The 16,405-nt window shown below is 47.3% G+C and carries 13 protein-coding genes; 7 read left to right on the plus strand and 6 right to left on the minus strand.

Annotated elements, in window-relative coordinates; genetic code table 11:
• Positions 1-99 precede the first annotated feature (99 nt).
• The 5 genes from AC55NX_RS03730 to nadC all read right to left on the minus strand — a co-directional run bounded on the left by AC55NX_RS03730 (position 100) and on the right by nadC (position 5,450).
• The gene (locus AC55NX_RS03730; protein ID WP_496994515.1) at positions 100-1,323 is read right to left on the minus strand and encodes a type II secretion system F family protein; all 1,224 of its coding nucleotides are present in this window, start codon (positions 1,321-1,323) and stop codon (positions 100-102) included.
• Positions 1,304-3,109 (minus strand): GspE/PulE family protein, encoded by a 1,806-nt coding sequence (locus tag AC55NX_RS03735; RefSeq protein ID WP_496994516.1) that lies wholly within the window; start codon positions 3,107-3,109, stop codon positions 1,304-1,306. Before AC55NX_RS03735 ends, AC55NX_RS03730 begins: the two co-directional genes overlap by 20 nt.
• A gap of 53 nt (positions 3,110-3,162) precedes the next feature.
• Positions 3,163-3,603 (minus strand): pilin, encoded by a 441-nt coding sequence (locus AC55NX_RS03740; RefSeq protein ID WP_496994517.1) that lies wholly within the window; start codon positions 3,601-3,603, stop codon positions 3,163-3,165.
• Between the two features lie 197 nt (positions 3,604-3,800).
• Positions 3,801-4,391, minus strand: a complete 591-nt coding sequence (locus AC55NX_RS03745; RefSeq protein WP_496994518.1) for a hypothetical protein — start codon at positions 4,389-4,391, stop codon at positions 3,801-3,803.
• 168 nt (positions 4,392-4,559) lie between these two features.
• The gene (nadC, locus tag AC55NX_RS03750; RefSeq protein ID WP_496994519.1) at positions 4,560-5,450 is read right to left on the minus strand and encodes a carboxylating nicotinate-nucleotide diphosphorylase; all 891 of its coding nucleotides are present in this window, start codon (positions 5,448-5,450) and stop codon (positions 4,560-4,562) included.
• Positions 5,451-5,596: 146 nt separating this feature from the next.
• On the opposite strand from nadC, the gene ampD reads away from it, so the two are divergent.
• Positions 5,597-6,151 (plus strand): 1,6-anhydro-N-acetylmuramyl-L-alanine amidase AmpD, encoded by a 555-nt coding sequence (ampD, locus tag AC55NX_RS03755; RefSeq protein ID WP_496994520.1) that lies wholly within the window; start codon positions 5,597-5,599, stop codon positions 6,149-6,151.
• A 31-nt stretch (positions 6,152-6,182) separates the two neighbouring features.
• Here ampD and fldB read toward each other — a convergent pair whose 3' ends face one another.
• Complete coding sequence (gene fldB / locus AC55NX_RS03760; RefSeq protein ID WP_496994521.1) at positions 6,183-6,701, minus strand: flavodoxin FldB; 519 nt, start codon at positions 6,699-6,701, stop codon at positions 6,183-6,185.
• A 183-nt stretch (positions 6,702-6,884) separates the two neighbouring features.
• Here fldB and xerD point away from each other — a divergent pair, with 183 nt between their 5' ends.
• From xerD to aceF, 6 genes are all read left to right on the plus strand, one after another.
• Positions 6,885-7,793, plus strand: a complete 909-nt coding sequence (xerD, locus tag AC55NX_RS03765) for a site-specific tyrosine recombinase XerD (RefSeq protein ID WP_496994522.1) — start codon at positions 6,885-6,887, stop codon at positions 7,791-7,793.
• Positions 7,794-7,807: 14 nt separating this feature from the next.
• Positions 7,808-8,542, plus strand: coding sequence for a bifunctional protein-disulfide isomerase/oxidoreductase DsbC (gene dsbC / locus AC55NX_RS03770; protein WP_496994645.1), 735 nt, complete (start codon positions 7,808-7,810; stop codon positions 8,540-8,542).
• Positions 8,543-8,750: 208 nt separating this feature from the next.
• Positions 8,751-10,490 carry a single-stranded-DNA-specific exonuclease RecJ gene (gene recJ / locus AC55NX_RS03775; protein WP_496994523.1) on the plus strand — a complete coding sequence of 580 codons (1,740 nt, stop codon included), beginning with the start codon at positions 8,751-8,753 and terminating at the stop codon, positions 10,488-10,490.
• Positions 10,491-10,819: 329 nt separating this feature from the next.
• Complete coding sequence (pdhR, locus tag AC55NX_RS03780; RefSeq protein WP_496994524.1) at positions 10,820-11,590, plus strand: pyruvate dehydrogenase complex transcriptional repressor PdhR; 771 nt, start codon at positions 10,820-10,822, stop codon at positions 11,588-11,590.
• A gap of 66 nt (positions 11,591-11,656) precedes the next feature.
• Positions 11,657-14,317: a pyruvate dehydrogenase (acetyl-transferring), homodimeric type gene (gene aceE / locus AC55NX_RS03785; protein WP_496994525.1), complete on the plus strand. Its 2,661-nt coding sequence runs from the start codon at positions 11,657-11,659 to the stop codon at positions 14,315-14,317.
• A 16-nt stretch (positions 14,318-14,333) separates the two neighbouring features.
• Positions 14,334-16,208 (plus strand): pyruvate dehydrogenase complex dihydrolipoyllysine-residue acetyltransferase, encoded by a 1,875-nt coding sequence (gene aceF / locus AC55NX_RS03790; RefSeq protein ID WP_496994526.1) that lies wholly within the window; start codon positions 14,334-14,336, stop codon positions 16,206-16,208.
• The last annotated feature ends 197 nt before the right edge of the window (positions 16,209-16,405 follow it).

Below are 16,405 nucleotides of genomic sequence, written 5' to 3' on the forward strand. Positions count from 1 at the left end.
TATGCTCAATGTTATTCGATAATTCACCCCGTTCAACGAGGTCGTTTCAATTTAGATCGGTGACTCAGCGCATCTGAGAGTACAACAGCGGGCATTATACTATCCCATCACCTGCATTAAGTTAAAGACAGGTAAATACATTGCGATGACTAATCCTCCGATCAGGCCGCCAAGCAACACAATCAATAAAGGTTCAATCATTTCTCCGAGCTGTTCAATACACTGATCGATGTCTTGTTCATATTGTTGGACCACTTTGGTCAGCACTTGACCTAATGTGCCGGATTCTTCTCCGATGAAGACCATTTGTGTGACAAATTCAGGAAAATGGTGACTGTTTTGCATTGCCACATATAAGCTGTTTCCGGCAGAAACCTGTGCCAAAACTGTTTCCAGTGCGGTTCGATAGCGCAGCGACCCTGCAATATTTTGTGTGCTTTTCAGGCTATCCAGTAAAGGAATGCCGCAATCATAACAGGTTGCCAGAGTGCGACAACAACGAATCATGATCGCTTTTGTTCGCAGAGGGCCCAGTAGCGGTAGTTTGAGTTGGAGTGCCTCTATAATCATTTGGATAGTCGTGATGCGATGCCAGAGGCACTTCAACAGGCATATCACACCAATCATGAATGCGACGGTCCACTTCCCCCAGAATCTTAGTATGTCCGATACGGTCAGAACCTGGCGAGTCAACCAAGGTAACTCAGCGTGCATATGGGCAAACATCTGAGCGAATTCAGGGATGACTTTTATTAACATCAGTGCGGTGAGCAGTAGCGCGCTCACCAAAACGATGGATGGATACGTTGCCGCTTTGAGCATTTTGGCACGGAGCTGGGCGTGTTTTTCCCGGTAATCGGCAATTTGGGCCAGTGTTTCGGCGATTCTCCCGGTCATTTCTCCTGCATGGAGCATGTCACCATACAGACCCCGAAAAGCGGGGGAACTTTGTTGGAGTGCATCGGTTAACGATGCACCATTCATCAGCGCATTGTGTGCTTGTAATACAATGAGTTTGGAACCAAAACGAGAGCATTGTGTGGCAATCAGAAGGAGCGCTTGAACGATGGGAAGCCCGGCGTTCAGCATAATTGCCAGCTGTCGTACCAGGTCTGTAATATCCTTTACGCGAGCACGATTGAGCCATCGGGTGAGTAGATTGGGCGGATCCGGGCGAATGATGTGAATTGCAGTCAGGTTTTGTTGTAACTGGCGGAGTGCTTCTTCCTGAGAGAATGCCCAGAGATGTCCGGTTTTACGCTGTTGATCGAGATGGATTCCTTGCCAGTAATAGCGATGAAGTTCAGGCGTCGGAGCCGGCATGACGGTCTCCTCTGTCTGTCACAGGTTGAGATGAGCTTGGCTGGCTCTGTTTTGAATCAGATCGGGTTGACAGAGATCGTGCTGCTGAAAATATGTCGGCAGTTTCGACCGGTGGGGCTCCCAGAACTCGGATGACCTCTTCATAAGCGGTCACGCCCTGTCGGACTTTTTCTAGCCCTTCATGCCACAGGCCCGTTGTTGTGTCATTTTCCGGGAGTGACATGTGTTGTTCCCGAGGATGTGACACTTTATCTGAGAAGACTGAGAATTGGGTAGGATAGTACATATCATAAATGCTGAAGCGACCTTGATAGCCACCAATACAGGCGTGACAGCCTTGAGAGGATGGCTGATAGGCCCGTCCGTTATTTAATATCGGCCAGCGTCGGCACAGTTCAGGCGGCAGTTGTACTGCAACCTTGCAGCGTGGGCAAAGTTTGCGGAGTAGCCGCTGGGCAACCACCAGACGAATGGCCGGCAGGATATGATAGGTTTCCAGCCCCATGTAGATGAGTCTGGTCAAAGCTTCATATGCTGAGTTGGTATGCAGGGTTGAGAACACCAGATGCCCTGTCTGTGCTGCCCGAAAGGCAATTTCTGCGGTTTCCGGATCACGGATTTCACCAATCATCAGAATATCAGGATCCTGCCTGAGTAGAGCTCTGAGTATATGGCCGAATGACAGGCCGATTTTTTCGTTGACTTGAATCTGATTGACCCCGGAGAGTGCGATTTCTATCGGGTCTTCTACGGTGGATATATTGCGCGATTCATCGTTGAGCCAAGTGAGTGCGGAATAGAGCGTCACTGTTTTACCACTGCCTGTCGGGCCGGTAATCAGAATCATCCCCTGAGGATGCTGAATGGCCTGTAGAAACATCTCATGTTGCGTGGCTGAAAATCCCAGTTGATCGGGGTGTAGTTCCATTTGATGGCTATTGAGGAGTCGAATAACAATCTTTTCCCCCCACTGGGTTGGTAATGTTGAGATCCTGAGATCGACATCGATAGTCGATAAGGCACCGAGCTTGATTCGTCCGTCTTGCGGTAAACGACGTTCCGCAATGTTCAAATTGGCTAGCACCTTCAGCCGGGATGCGAGTCTGCGGCTGACTTTATTCGATGGTGTATGAGTCGTCACCAACAAGCCATTGATTCTCATGCGGATACGATAAGTGCGTTCATAAGGTTCGAAATGAATGTCTGATGCATGTCTTTGATGGGCTTCCTGAATGAGTTGGAGAATAAATTGCGTGACCGGGGCATCGTTGGGTCGGATATCCGCTGTCTGGTAATCATCATGATCTTCCTGAATCACGTATTCATCCAGTCGGTTCTGAGCGGGAATACTATGGCCAATGTTGTCACTGGATTCGTAGTGTGCGATCGCTTCCTGTAGTTGTTCAGCATCGGCAACAACCACATCAATATTGAGCCCGGTAGCAAACTGAAAATCTTCGCGAAGGTGAGGGATGGTTGGATCTCCGACCGCCAGGGTCAGCCATTCATGCTGGATTGATATTGGCAGTGCTAAGTAAAGCTGCATCAGATCACTGACATCGAGCTGTCGACAGGTTTCTACATAAGCGTAAGTGTGGATGTCGATCTGGCGCATCTTGAGATGTTGGGCAATGAAATCGGCTATCTGCCTTGCCGTCATCATTTGAGAGTCGAGCAGTACTCTCAGCGGCGCAGTTGCATGATGGCCGCACTGACCAGTCATCATGGTGAACTGTTCCTGCGTCAGGTGGTGTTCGGAGTGGAGCAGTCGAAGTAATATACTCATGGTAAGCCTCTGATCGTTCTGATAGTTGTGAGTGTGGTCTTGTCTGCCGGGACTTACATGATGGTGCCTTTCTGACAGCCTTTGATCTGTTCTGCTGCATCCTGAATGCATTGCCATCCCGTGGTTGCGCTTTTTCGCCACTGCACTTTTTTTCCGGGAACGGATGTTGTGGTATTAAATTCGAATGACAACACACCTTGTTCAGCGACCTCGGTGTCTGGGAGCAGTGATAAGGTTCCCAGAGCGCTCATGGTGGCACTTGTGCCAATATCACTCAGACCTGTTGCGGATGGAAATCTGCCGTTTTCCTGAATAAATAAATCGATATTGGTTGTCAGTGCACTGGTGGTACTGACACCGGCGGTGACTTCTGATTTCTGGATATAGTTCTGGTAAGCCGGGACGGCAATGGAAGATAAAATGCCGATAATGGTAACGACAATCATCAATTCAACCAGGGTAAACCCCAGTTGTCGGCTGGCAGTTGAGGACATAAACGATCTCCGTTGTTAGATGAACGGAGCACATCATAATTTGGTGTTGAGTCATTGAAACGGGTACTCTTTCTGAATGCGGGAGAGTTCCGGGAAGCTCATTTCTGACTGACATATGAATCTCAGAAGATTTCGACAGAGGGCGCATTTTTTATTGTGAACATCATGTCCGAACCCGCTGATCTTAGTTTGTGGTCTTAGTCTCTGGACCACTCATATTCACAGGCATCGAAGTGTTTTTTGGTGCAGAAATAGTGTTTGTTTTTTTGAATGAACTGATCTTTTTTCAGAAATGCCAATGCCCAGTGACTGGGCTGAAAGGTTACCGACTGCCGATCGAAAGTGATGGTTAAGGGGTGAGGTGTTGCCATGACCAGACGAAAAGAAAGTTCTCGGTTATTTTCATCGCAGAGGAGCGGCTGTTGTTTGGTCCCTTTGTCACTGTTGACGGTGACAGTATAAGCTTGATCCGGCGTGCATGAATGATTGAAGATCGTGAACAGATCGAAACGGTTGTCCAGCGTGAGCGATGTAAAAATAACGGCTTGCTGAAAAGGATAAACACGGCGAAACAGTAACTGGTGGGTATCCGTGGTTCGCGTGACCTGTACACCACCGATATCGTACCATTCCCAGTCCATGTCTTTATTCTGATAGGTCAGCAGATAATGGGACGCCAGCCAAAGACCGATGGCGATCACCAGCAGAAGCAGCAGGGAAATTTTCGTGCTCGTCGTGCGCAACAAGGATTGAACATTGATCATATCGGTTGTGATTTTATCCGGCATCTTATTTCACAAGGAACGTACAGTTTCGCAAGAAACATACAGACTAAATAGACACGCGCCGTGTGTCAGTGTTCAGAATTTTTTGCCCTTTCTTGAACTCTTGATGAGTGATGAGCCAAGAAAGGCCATACTTTGTGTATCCGAAGTGTGTTTGAGCTCCGTTACGTGCTATCCCTGAAAACGCATTGACAGATCAAGTGCCTGAATATGTTTGGTCAGTGCTCCGACAGAAATATAATCAACGCCGGTCATGGCATATTCACGAATCGTTTCCAGCGTCACATTGCCTGAGGTTTCCAGCGCGGCTCTGCCGGCATTGATGCGAACCGCTTCTCGCATCATGTCGCAATCGAAATTATCCAGCATAATGATATCGGCACCGGCTTCGATTGCTTGTTGCAGCTCTTCGAGTGATTCGGTTTCAACTTCGACGGGTTTGCCGGGGTTGAGCTGTTGCGCTGTTTGAATGGCAGCGGCAATTCCCCCACAGGCGATAATATGATTCTCTTTGATCAGATAGGCATCGAATACACCGATGCGATGGTTGAATCCGCCCCCGCAGGTGACGGCATATTTGAGTGCGTTACGCAGGCCGGGAACGGTTTTACGCGTATCGAGCAGACGGCATTCTGTCCCCTGAAGCATCGCGGCGTATTGCGCGGTTTTGGATGCACAACCGGATAATGTCTGAATAAAGTTCATGGCATTGCGTTCGCCGGTCAGCAAAATCCGGGATGGGCCGCGCAGGGTACACAAGGTTTGGTTTGGCTTGATGAGATCTCCATCTTGCACATGCCATTCGATCGTAACGCTGCCACCGAGTTGTTGAAAGACTTCATCCGCCCAGGCTTGACCACAAAATATACCCGCCTCTCTGGTGATAATTGTGGCTGTATTGTATTGATCTGCCGGAATCAGACTGGCAGTAATATCGGCACTTGGATCGACAGTTCCACCCAGATCTTCATAAAGGGTTTCTCTGACGACTCGAGTGATATCGAGAGGCAGCTGTTGTTTGAGGTAGCTGAGGCGTTCCTGACTATTATGGCTGTTTTTCATCGACGATCTTTCGCTGTTGGTTAGACATTTTAAGTGGTATAGGTGCGGCATAATACGATGACCGGATGTGAAATTCAGCCATTGCGTTCGAATTTTCCGGCGATTGGCGTAAAATTTCGAGACGAAGTAGTGAGAGGATGACAGTGATGATTGATCCGAATGGATGGTACGACAAGGCTCGACGGGTGATTTCTCCGTTTTATGATCAACGGGAAAGCCCTGAGGATATTTCTCTGTTGGTGATCCACAATATCAGTCTGCCGCCGGGGCAATTTGGCGGGCCTTATATCGAGCAGCTTTTTCAGGGTAAATTACAAGCGGCGCAGCATCCTTTTTTTCAAGTCGTTGCGGATTTCCGGGTTTCGGCACATTGTCTGATTCAGCGTGATGGTCATGTGATTCAGTTTGTTTCTTTTCTGGATCGGGCCTGGCACGCCGGGGCGTCGTCGTTTGCCGGACGGCCGCGATGCAACGATTATTCGATTGGTATTGAGTTGGAAGGTACCGAATTTACCGCTTATACCGATGCGCAGTACCAGTCTCTGGCAACTTTGACACAAGCGGTCTTAGCGCGTTATCCGCAGATCACCCATGAACGCATTACCGGGCATCAGTATATTGCACCGCTGCGTAAAGCGGATCCGGGATTAACCTTTGACTGGCGGCGTTATCGATACATGTTGAAAAAATCATGTGAATGATATGCCGAGGTAAGGAGCAATATCATGCGTTCTAAAGCGCATCATGATATTCAGCGAGAATTTGCTCACACCAGTTGGCGATGCGTTCGTCACTCAACTCGTACTGAGAGTCTTCATCCAGTGCGAGGCCGACAAAATAGCGGCCGTCTTCTGTCAGTGCTTTGGAGGCATCGAAGTTGTAGCCCTCGTTAGGCCAATATCCGATAAAATGGACACCACAATGTTTCAGTTCATCGTGCAGCAGCCCCATGGCATCGAGATACCATTCACCATAGCCTTCTTGATCTCCCAACCCGTAGAGCGCGACATATTTCCCGGCCAGATTCGGCTGTTGAATGTGATCCCAAATTGCTTGCCAGTCTTCCTGAATTTCGCCGAAATCCCAAGTGGAGATCCCGAGGATCAACAGGTCATAGTCTTGCATTCGTGTTAAAGGGATATCTTTCACGTTGTGTACATCGACAATATCTTCACCGATCATCACGCGAATTTTTTCAGCTGCCATTTCGGTGTAACAGGTGGTGGAACCGTAGAAAAGACCAATCTTCATAACCATTATTCCAGCAAATCAATGTGTGCCAACGTGCTCAAGGTTGTCGGATTCTAACGCTATCCCCCGACGAGCTCAAGATGCGTGATCCGCGATAAAATTGATCGGTTTTTGGTGATGTTTCTTCTGTCGGCAGCGGATTCTATGGTATTAAGGGCAGGTGAAATGAAAGTGAGGTCGATAGTGTCTGAGATTTTTGCCGCTGATCAACGCTGGGTTGAGCAGTTTTTGGATGCGATGTGGATGGAGCGTGGTTTATCGGAAAACACGTTGGCGTCTTATCGTCATGATTTGGAAAAACTGTTGCGCTGGATGCAGCGTCATGACTGTCGACTTGTGTCCATTCTGACTCCTGAACTACAGGCGTTTCAGGCTTGGCTGGTGGATGAGAATTATAAACAGACATCCCGGGCCAGAATGCTTTCTGCGATTCGTCGTTTATTTCAGTATCTGAATCGTGAAAAGATCAGAACGGATGATCCGAGTGCTTTGCTGGTGACACCAAAGTTACCGAAACGGTTGCCGAAGGATTTGAGTGAAGCTCAGGTTGAAGCCTTACTGGATGCACCAAATCCTGAAGACCCCGTCGAGTTACGTGATAAAGCCATGCTTGAGTTGTTATATGCAACTGGGTTGAGGGTGACGGAACTGGTCACGCTGACGATGGAAAATATCAGTCTGAGGCAGGGGGTGGTCAGAGTATTCGGCAAAGGTGGTAAAGAAAGACTGGTACCGATGGGCGAAAATGCCATTGAGTGGATTCAGACATTTTTGCAGCAAGGAAGAGGGATTTTGTTGGGTGAACATTCATCTGATGTTTTGTTTCCGAGCCGCAGATCGCGTCAGATGACACGTCAGACATTTTGGTACCGAATTAAATATTACGCAGTTCAGGCTGGCATCGACACGGAAATGTTATCGCCTCATGTGCTACGACATGCATTTGCAACTCATTTACTGAACTATGGTGCAGATCTCAGGGTCGTACAGATGTTGTTGGGGCATAGTGACTTGTCGACAACACAAATTTATACTCATGTGGCGACTGAAAGATTAAAACAGCTCCACAACGAACATCATCCAAGGGCTTAAGTAAGGTGACAATGATGCGCGCAATCCGCGAATTAGTTTTATTAGGTTTAGTATTTTTCTCTCTGGCAGCATCGGCTGCCGATTCATTTGATAAACAGGCATTAATGCAGCGATTCCAGTCGTTGGGCTTGAGCGTTAAGGATGTTGTTCCAGCTGATGTTGATGGTCTGGTCGAAATTCAGACCACCAATGGTGTGCTGTTTGCGTCTCCCAAGGGAGATTATTTCATTGCCGGCACCCTGTATAAAATGAAAGGCAACGGTCAGTATGAAGATGTGATTGCGAAACGTCAGGCACCGATCAATGCCAAGCGAATTGAACAACTGAAAGATCAGATGATCGTCTATAAAGCTGATCATGAAAAATATGTGGTAACGGTGTTTACGGATATTACTTGTGGTTATTGCATTCGTCTGCATAGTCAGTTGAAAGCGTACAATGATTTAGGCATTACAATCCGTTATCTGGCGTTCCCGCGTCAGGGGCCAACCGGACAGGTGGCCGAGCAGATGGCGGCGATTTGGTGTGCCGATGATCCGGCTAAAGCGCTCAATGATGCCAAAATTAATCGCGACATTCCCAAGCCTGAAGGCGATACATCGAAGTGTAAGCAGGAAGTGGCCAATCATTATCAGCTTGGCCGGGAACTGGGGATTAGCGGGACTCCGGCAATCTTCCTACCGAACGGTGAAATGATCGGTGGCTACTTACCGCCTGACAAATTGCTTGAGCGTTTAGAAGCGATTTGATCGATCAACACTCTTGCTGATTAGACTGATTTGGCCCGATATTGATCGGGCCATTTATTTCTCAACCTATTTATTTCTCAATTCATTGATATTTATTGAGATAACGATGGTCTGAACAGAGACTTTGTCAGCATGGTATGATGTCTCGGGGATTCATAGGAATCGAGTATCTGAATCATCTTGCAGTGAATAATAATTGAAGTAAAACATGATTGAAGTAAAAAGAAGACCTGTCGCTGATATTTCCTTGCTTCCGGATAGCATTCCTCCGATTTTGAGACGTTTGTACATCGGTCGTGGTGTCAGAGATGTCAGTCAGTTAGAAAAAAGTGCCAAATCACTCCATAGTTATCGGTTGCTTGATGGCATTGAGCATGCCGTTGCTATCCTTTTTGATGCGATTCAGCGTCAGCAGCGCATCATTGTTGTCGGCGATTTTGATGCTGACGGAGCGACCAGTTCTGCATTGTCTGTCTTGGCACTGCGGATGATGGGTAGTCAGCAGGTTGATTATTTGGTGCCGAATCGTTTTGATGATGGTTATGGTTTGAGCCCGGAAGTGGTCGATCAGGCGCTGGCGATGAATGCCGAAGTGATTATGACCGTGGATAATGGGGTTTCTTCGATTGAAGGTGTCCGTTATGCCAAACAGCAGGGATTAACGGTGATTGTCACGGATCATCACCTGCCGGGCAATGTATTACCTGAAGCGGATGCGATGGTGAATCCGAATTTACCCAGTTGTCAGTTCCCTTCGAAATCACTGGCGGGGGTTGGGGTCGCTTTTTATCTTATGATGGCACTTTGTGTGGCTATGCGTCAGCGTCATTGGTTTGCAGAGCATGGCATCGCGGAACCGAAATTAATGGAACTGCTGGATTTGGTTGCGCTGGGAACCGTCGCCGATGTGGTGCCGTTGGATGAGAATAACCGCGTGTTGGTTTATCAGGGGCTGCAGCGTATCCGGGCCGGGCATGTTCGCCCCGGCATTCAGGCATTGATCGAAGTAGCGAAACGGGATGCTCGCCAATTGGTTGCTGCCGATTTCGGCTTTGCTTTAGGGCCGAGAATTAATGCCGCAGGCCGGCTGGATGACATGTCCTTCGGTGTTGAACTGTTGTTATGTGACAACATTCATGCCGCGCGCAGAATGGCCAGTGAACTGGATGCGCTCAACCAGACTCGCAAAGAGATCGAATCAGGCATGAAGCAAGAAGCGATGGCATTCTGTGAGCGGCTGAAATTAGGCGCAGGAAGTGAGTTACCTTTTGGGATCTCTTTGTTTCAACCGGACTGGCATCAAGGGGTGATTGGGATTCTTGCCTCTCGGATTAAGGATTCTTATCATCGGCCGGTCATTGCTTTTGCGGATGCCGGTAATGGTCTACTCAAAGGGTCTTGTCGCTCAATCTCCGGCTTGCATATGCGCGATACGTTGGATTTGATTGACACCCATCATCCCGGTTTGATCCTGAAATTCGGCGGACATGCGATGGCAGCGGGGCTGTCGATCAGAGCCAGTGACTTTGAACATTTCTCTCGTCAGTTTGATCTGGTGGTCCGCGATAGTCTTGATGAAGCGGCACTCAAAGGTGTGCTTTTGTCTGACGGGGAACTGCTGCCTGAGGATTTTTCCATGTATACCGCGGAAACGATCAGGGCCGGAGGACCTTGGGGACAGGCATTTCCTGAGCCACTGTTTGATGGTGAATTTAAAGTGCTGGATCAGAAGCTGGTCGCAGAGAAGCATTTGAAATTAATGCTTGAGCCGATTTATCAGGGACATACCACCCATAAAATGATCGATGCGATTGCGTTTAATGTTGATGTGCGTCGCTGGCCGGATCGGTCAGTAAAAACCGTTCATATTGTTTATAAACTGGATATTAATGAATTTCGCGGCAATCAGTCACTCCAACTGATTGTCGATCATATCGAAGCGCGTTAACGGATTTATTTATTCTGCTGTGAGATGATTTCGGTTGCGGAATCATCTTCATCTCACTTTAATTATGAGCGGATTACCTCGTTGTGAACGGGGTCTGCTTGCCCTGCCAAATTGGTCAGACCTGCTAAATTTATTACCTAATATCACTATATTTATTAGCAGTTATGCATAGATATTGTTGCGAGTATGTTTAATTGTGATGAGTTCTATGATTTGGGTCAAATTTTATCTGGACAGGTAACTTTTGAATATGTTAATTTCTGCACCAGTTGGGAATTGGTATTACCAATTGACTAGATACCAAAATATAACATAGCAGAATAATAAGTATGGCCTATCAAAGGATTCGTCAGCCGAAACTTGCCGATGTGATAGAGCAAGAGTTGGAACGGTTGATTGTGGAAGGAATATTAGCGCCTGGGCAGCAGCTTCCTCCAGAGCGAGAACTAGCCCGACAGTTTGATGTATCCCGTCCATCCGTCCGAGAAGCCATTCAACGGCTTGAAGCGAAACGTTTGTTGACTCGCCGTCAGGGGGGAGGAACATTTGTGACTGCTAATATCGGGACGAGTTTCTCGGATCCTTTACTCGATTTACTCTCTAGCCATTCTGAAACTCAATTAGATTTACTTGAAGCCCGCCATGCTTTGGAAGGGATCTCTGCTTATTTTGCAGCCTTGCGTGGTACAGAAGAAGATTTCGTGCGAATTCAGGCCTGTCTGGAAAAGATTAGCGAAAAACAAGCAGAAAAAAATATCGCGGAAGAATCATCCAGTGTCGTCGAATTTTTAATTGCACTCACTGAAGCAGCACATAATGTGGTTTTGCTACATATCGTTCGTAGTCTGGCGCCGCTGCTTGAGCAAAACGTATTACAGAATTTCAAATTATTACACCGCCGCCCTGAAGTGGTGGAGAAAGTGAGTAAACATAGGGCAAGTATCGTAGATGCTATCGTTTCCGGAGAGCCTGAAAAAGCTCGTGAAATGTCGCATTCTCATCTCGCCTATATTGAAGAAACACTGCTGGACCTAACGCGTGAACAGACTCGACGAGAACGTTCGTTACGCCGGATTCAGCAGGGTAATAAGCCGGACTGATTGATTGAAATCGAATGTCCTTTATTACTGATTTGTTTTGATCAAACCAACAAAAGGAAAGATCGCATGTCTGACATGAAGCATGACGTAGATGCACTGGAAACTCAGGAGTGGTTAGAAGCACTTGAGTCAGTTGTCCGTGAAGAAGGCGTTGAACGTGCTCAGTATCTCCTGGAAGAAGTTCTGGAGAAAGCACGTCTCGATGGCGTTGATATGCCAACAGGCGTTACAACAAACTATATCAATACCATTCCTGCCGACCAGGAGCCTGCCTATCCGGGCGACACGACACTTGAGCGCCGTATCCGGTCAATTATTCGCTGGAACGCAATCATGATCGTTCTTCGTGCTTCGAAGAAAGACTTGGAGTTGGGTGGCCACATGGCTTCATTCCAATCTTCAGCTGCATTTTATGAAACATGCTTTAACCATTTCTTCCGTGCACCAAACGAGAAAGATGGTGGCGATCTGGTTTATTATCAAGGTCATATCTCTCCGGGAATCTACTCTCGTGCTTTTGTTGAAGGTCGTCTGACTGAAGAGCAACTCGATAATTTCCGTCAAGAAGTTGATGGCAAAGGGATTCCTTCTTATCCACACCCTAAATTGATGCCTGAATTCTGGCAATTCCCGACGGTATCGATGGGGCTTGGACCTATCTCTGCTATTTATCAGGCGCGTTTCCTGAAATATCTTGACGGCCGTGGCTTGAAAGATACCTCTGAACAGCGTGTTTATGCCTTCCTTGGTGATGGTGAAATGGACGAGCCGGAATCTCGTGGTGCTATCTCTTTTGCTGCGCGTGAAAAACTGGATAACCTTTGTTTCCTGATCAACTGTAACCTGCAACGTCTGGATGGACCGGTCATGGGTAACGGTAAAATCATTCAGGAACTGGAAGGTCTGTTCCGTGGCGCTGGCTGGAATGTAGTGAAAGTGCTGTGGGGCAACAACTGGGATTCATTGTTGGCAAAAGATACGTCTGGCAAACTGTTGCAGTTGATGAATGAAACCATTGACGGTGATTATCAGACATTCAAGTCAAAAGACGGTGCTTATGTTCGTGAGCATTTCTTCGGTAAATATCCTGAAACAGCAGCATTGGTTGCGGATATGACTGATGATGAAATCTTTGCTCTGAAACGTGGCGGCCACGATACATCGAAGCTATTTGCCGCATTCAAAAATGCTCAGGACACCAAAGATCGTCCAACTGTGATTCTTGCTAAGACCGTCAAAGGTTATGGCATGGGTGATGCTGCAGAAGGTAAAAACATTGCGCACCAAGTGAAGAAGATGGATATGACCCATGTTCTGAAAATGCGTGATCGTTTGGGTCTGCAAGACTTGATTTCAGATGAAGCAGTGAAATCTCTGCCTTATCTGAGACTTGAAGAAGGCTCAAAAGAGTATGAATACCTGCACGCTCGTCGTAAAGCGTTGCACGGTTATACACCACAACGTCTGCCGAAGTTTACACAAGAATTGGTGACGCCTGAATTGGATGAATTCAAGCCGCTGCTGGAAGAACAGAAACGTGATATTTCTTCAACGATGGCGTTTGTCCGTACGTTGAACATCCTCCTGAAAGATAAAAATATCGGTAAGCATATTGTGCCGATTATTGCTGATGAAGCGCGTACTTTCGGGATGGAAGGTCTGTTCCGTCAAATCGGTATCTATAACCCACACGGTCAGACTTATACACCGGAAGACCGCGGTGTCGTTTCTTACTATAAAGAAGATACTTCCGGTCAGGTATTACAAGAAGGGATCAACGAGCTGGGTGCGATGTCCTCTTGGGTTGCTGCTGCAACATCATACAGCACCAACGACTTACCAATGATTCCGTTCTATATCTATTACTCGATGTTCGGTTTCCAACGTATCGGTGACATGGCGTGGATGGCGGGTGACCAACAAGCCCGCGGTTTCTTGCTCGGTGGGACTGCCGGACGGACGACACTCAACGGTGAGGGTCTACAACACGAAGATGGTCACAGCCATATTCAGGCAAGTACTATTCCAAACTGTATTTCTTACGATCCGACATTTGCTTATGAAGTCGCAGTGATTATTCAAGATGGTATTCGTCGTATGTATGGTGAACAAGAGAATGTTTACTACTATCTCACGCTGATGAATGAAAACTATGCGATGCCTGCAATGCCTGAAGGTGCTGAAGAAGGTATTCGCAAAGGGATCTATAAGCTGGAAACTCATGCGGGTAACAAAGGCAAAGTTCAGTTGATGGGCTCTGGTACGATCATGAATGAAGTGCGTAAAGCAGCTGTAATTCTGAGTGAAGAATACAGCATTGCTTCTGATGTTTTCTCCGTGACTTCATTTAATGAGCTGACGCGTGATGGTCAGGCATGTGAACGTGACAACATGCTTCACCCTGAAGCGGAAGAAAAAGTGCCTTATATCAGTACTGTTATGGGATCTGAGCCTGCAATTGCAGCAACAGACTACATGAAAAACTATGCCGAACAGGTTCGTGCCTATATCCCTGCTGAATCTTATAAAGTTCTGGGAACGGATGGTTTTGGTCGTTCTGACAGCCGCGAAAACTTGCGTCGTCACTTTGAAGTGAATGCTGGTTATGTCGTGGTTGCTGCGCTGAATGAACTGGCAAAACGAGGTGATATCGAAAAATCCGTTGTGACTGCAGCGATTAAGAAATTCGATATCGATACAGAAAAAACAAACCCGCTATACGCTTAATTGAGGTAGAAAAGCAATGACAATCGAAATTAATGTACCTGATATTGGTGCGGATGAGGTTGAAGTCACTGAGATTCTGGTAAGCGTTGGTGACAAAGTTGAAGAAGAGCAATCCCTGATCACTGTTGAAGGTGACAAGGCTTCTATGGAAGTCCCTGCATCGCAGGGCGGGGTTGTCAAAGAGATCAAAATTGCCGTTGGCGATAAAGTGTCGACTAACTCTCTGATCATGATCTTTGAAGATCAAGGCGCAGCACCAGCTGCGGAAGCGAAGTCCGAAGATGCAGCACCAGCGGCATCAACAGCGAGCACTGAAGTCAAAGAAGTTCATGTTCCTGATATCGGTGGTGATGAAGTTGAAGTCACTGAAATCATGGTTGCTGTCGGTGATCAAGTTGAAGAAGAGCAATCTTTGCTAACCGTTGAAGGTGATAAAGCTTCCATGGAAGTCCCTGCACCATTTGCCGGTACAGTCAAAGAGATCAAAGTTGCGACGGGTGACAAAGTGTCAACCAATTCTTTGATTATGGTCTTTGAAGTGGCGGGTTCAGGTGCTGCACCTGCTGCGGCTTCTGATGAGCAGGCACCAGCTGCCGCTGCAACAGCCTCAGCGTCTAAAGACGTGCATGTTCCGGACATCGGTGGTGACGAAGTTGAAGTCACCGAAATCATGGTTGCTGTGGGTGACTCGATCACTGAAGAGCAGTCGCTGATTACCGTTGAAGGGGATAAAGCCTCCATGGAAGTTCCGGCACCATTTGCCGGTACGGTCAAAGAAATCAAAATCAAAGTCGGTGATAAAGTGTCAACAGACTCTTTGATCATGGTCTTTGAAGTCGCCGGTGCTGCACCTGCGGCTGCCCCAGCTGCAAAATCAGAGTCTGCGCCCGCACCAAAAGCAGATGCTGGAAAACCAGCCGCTGTTAGCACTGCACCAGCAACGGGTGATTTCCAAGAGAATAACGAATATGCGCATGCTTCTCCGGTTGTTCGCCGTCTGGCACGTGAATTCGGTGTTAATCTGGCAAAAGTAAAAGGTACGGGTCGTAAGAGCCGCATCCTCAAAGAAGATGTACAAAACTTTGTCAAAGAAGCATTGAAACGATTAGAGTCTGGCGCTGCTTCCGGCAAAGGTGACGGCAGTGCGTTAGGTCTGTTGCCATGGCCAAAAGTGGACTTCAGCAAATTTGGTGAAACTGAAGTTAAGCCGTTATCTCGCATTAAGAAGATCTCCGGTGCAAACCTTGCGCGTAACTGGGTGATGATTCCTCATGTGACCCAGTGGGATAATGCCGATATCACTGAGCTGGAAGCATTCCGTAAAGAACAGAATGCGATTGAAGCGAAGAAAGATACCGGTATGAAGATCACGCCACTGGTTTTCATTATGAAAGCTGCGGCCAAAGCACTGGAAGCCTTCCCGTCATTCAACGCTTCTCTGTCTGAAGACGGCGAAAGCTTGATTGTGAAGAAGTATGTCAATATCGGGATCGCAGTTGATACACCAAATGGCTTGGTTGTACCGGTATTCAAAGATGTGAATACCAAAGGTATCTACGAGCTTTCAGAAGAGCTGATGGTGATTTCGAAGAAAGCCCGTGCCGGTAAACTGACTGCTTCAGATATGCAAGGTGGCTGTTTCACGATTTCTAGTCTTGGCGGTATCGGTGGTACAGCCTTTACACCAATCGTGAATGCACCTGAAGTCGCAATTTTAGGTGTGTCTAAGTCAGAAATGAAACCTGTTTGGAATGGCAAGGACTTTGTTCCTCGTCTGCAACTTCCACTGTCTCTCTCTTACGATCACCGTGTGATCGATGGGGCTGAAGGGGCTCGTTTCATTAGTTACCTGAACGGTTGCCTGAGCGATATTCGTCGTCTGGTACTGTAATCTTGTGAAATGATAAGGCGGCTGAATAGCCGCCTTGATCGATAGAATCAAAGGGCAATTTGAACCGGAATGTTATTCTCGGGTTTTAATTGTTGACTGGCTCACAGGCTTTGGGGTTTATCTTTTCATATCATTAACATCTCTGTAAACTGGGTTGGTTTTAGGATTCACTCCTCACATGTTTTAGACGTATGTTT

It is taken from the genome of Vibrio rubrogenes, assembly GCF_059641415.1.

Bases quoted from the DNA above. Each gene is read 5' to 3' on its own strand.
- AC55NX_RS03730 (WP_496994515.1), bottom strand. From the start codon at position 1,323: ATGCCGGCTCCGACGCCTGAACTTCATCGCTATTACTGGCAAGGAATC.
- AC55NX_RS03735 (WP_496994516.1), bottom strand. From the start codon at position 3,109: ATGAGTATATTACTTCGACTGCTCCACTCCGAACACCACCTGACGCAG.
- AC55NX_RS03740 (WP_496994517.1), bottom strand. From the start codon at position 3,603: ATGTCCTCAACTGCCAGCCGACAACTGGGGTTTACCCTGGTTGAATTG.
- AC55NX_RS03745 (WP_496994518.1), bottom strand. From the start codon at position 4,391: ATGCCGGATAAAATCACAACCGATATGATCAATGTTCAATCCTTGTTG.
- nadC (WP_496994519.1), bottom strand. From the start codon at position 5,450: ATGAAAAACAGCCATAATAGTCAGGAACGCCTCAGCTACCTCAAACAA.
- ampD (WP_496994520.1), top strand. From the start codon at position 5,597: ATGATTGATCCGAATGGATGGTACGACAAGGCTCGACGGGTGATTTCT.
- fldB (WP_496994521.1), bottom strand. From the start codon at position 6,701: ATGAAGATTGGTCTTTTCTACGGTTCCACCACCTGTTACACCGAAATG.
- dsbC (WP_496994645.1), top strand. From the start codon at position 7,808: ATGCGCGCAATCCGCGAATTAGTTTTATTAGGTTTAGTATTTTTCTCT.
- recJ (WP_496994523.1), top strand. From the start codon at position 8,751: ATGATTGAAGTAAAAAGAAGACCTGTCGCTGATATTTCCTTGCTTCCG.
- pdhR (WP_496994524.1), top strand. From the start codon at position 10,820: ATGGCCTATCAAAGGATTCGTCAGCCGAAACTTGCCGATGTGATAGAG.
- aceE (WP_496994525.1), top strand. From the start codon at position 11,657: ATGTCTGACATGAAGCATGACGTAGATGCACTGGAAACTCAGGAGTGG.
- aceF (WP_496994526.1), top strand. From the start codon at position 14,334: ATGACAATCGAAATTAATGTACCTGATATTGGTGCGGATGAGGTTGAA.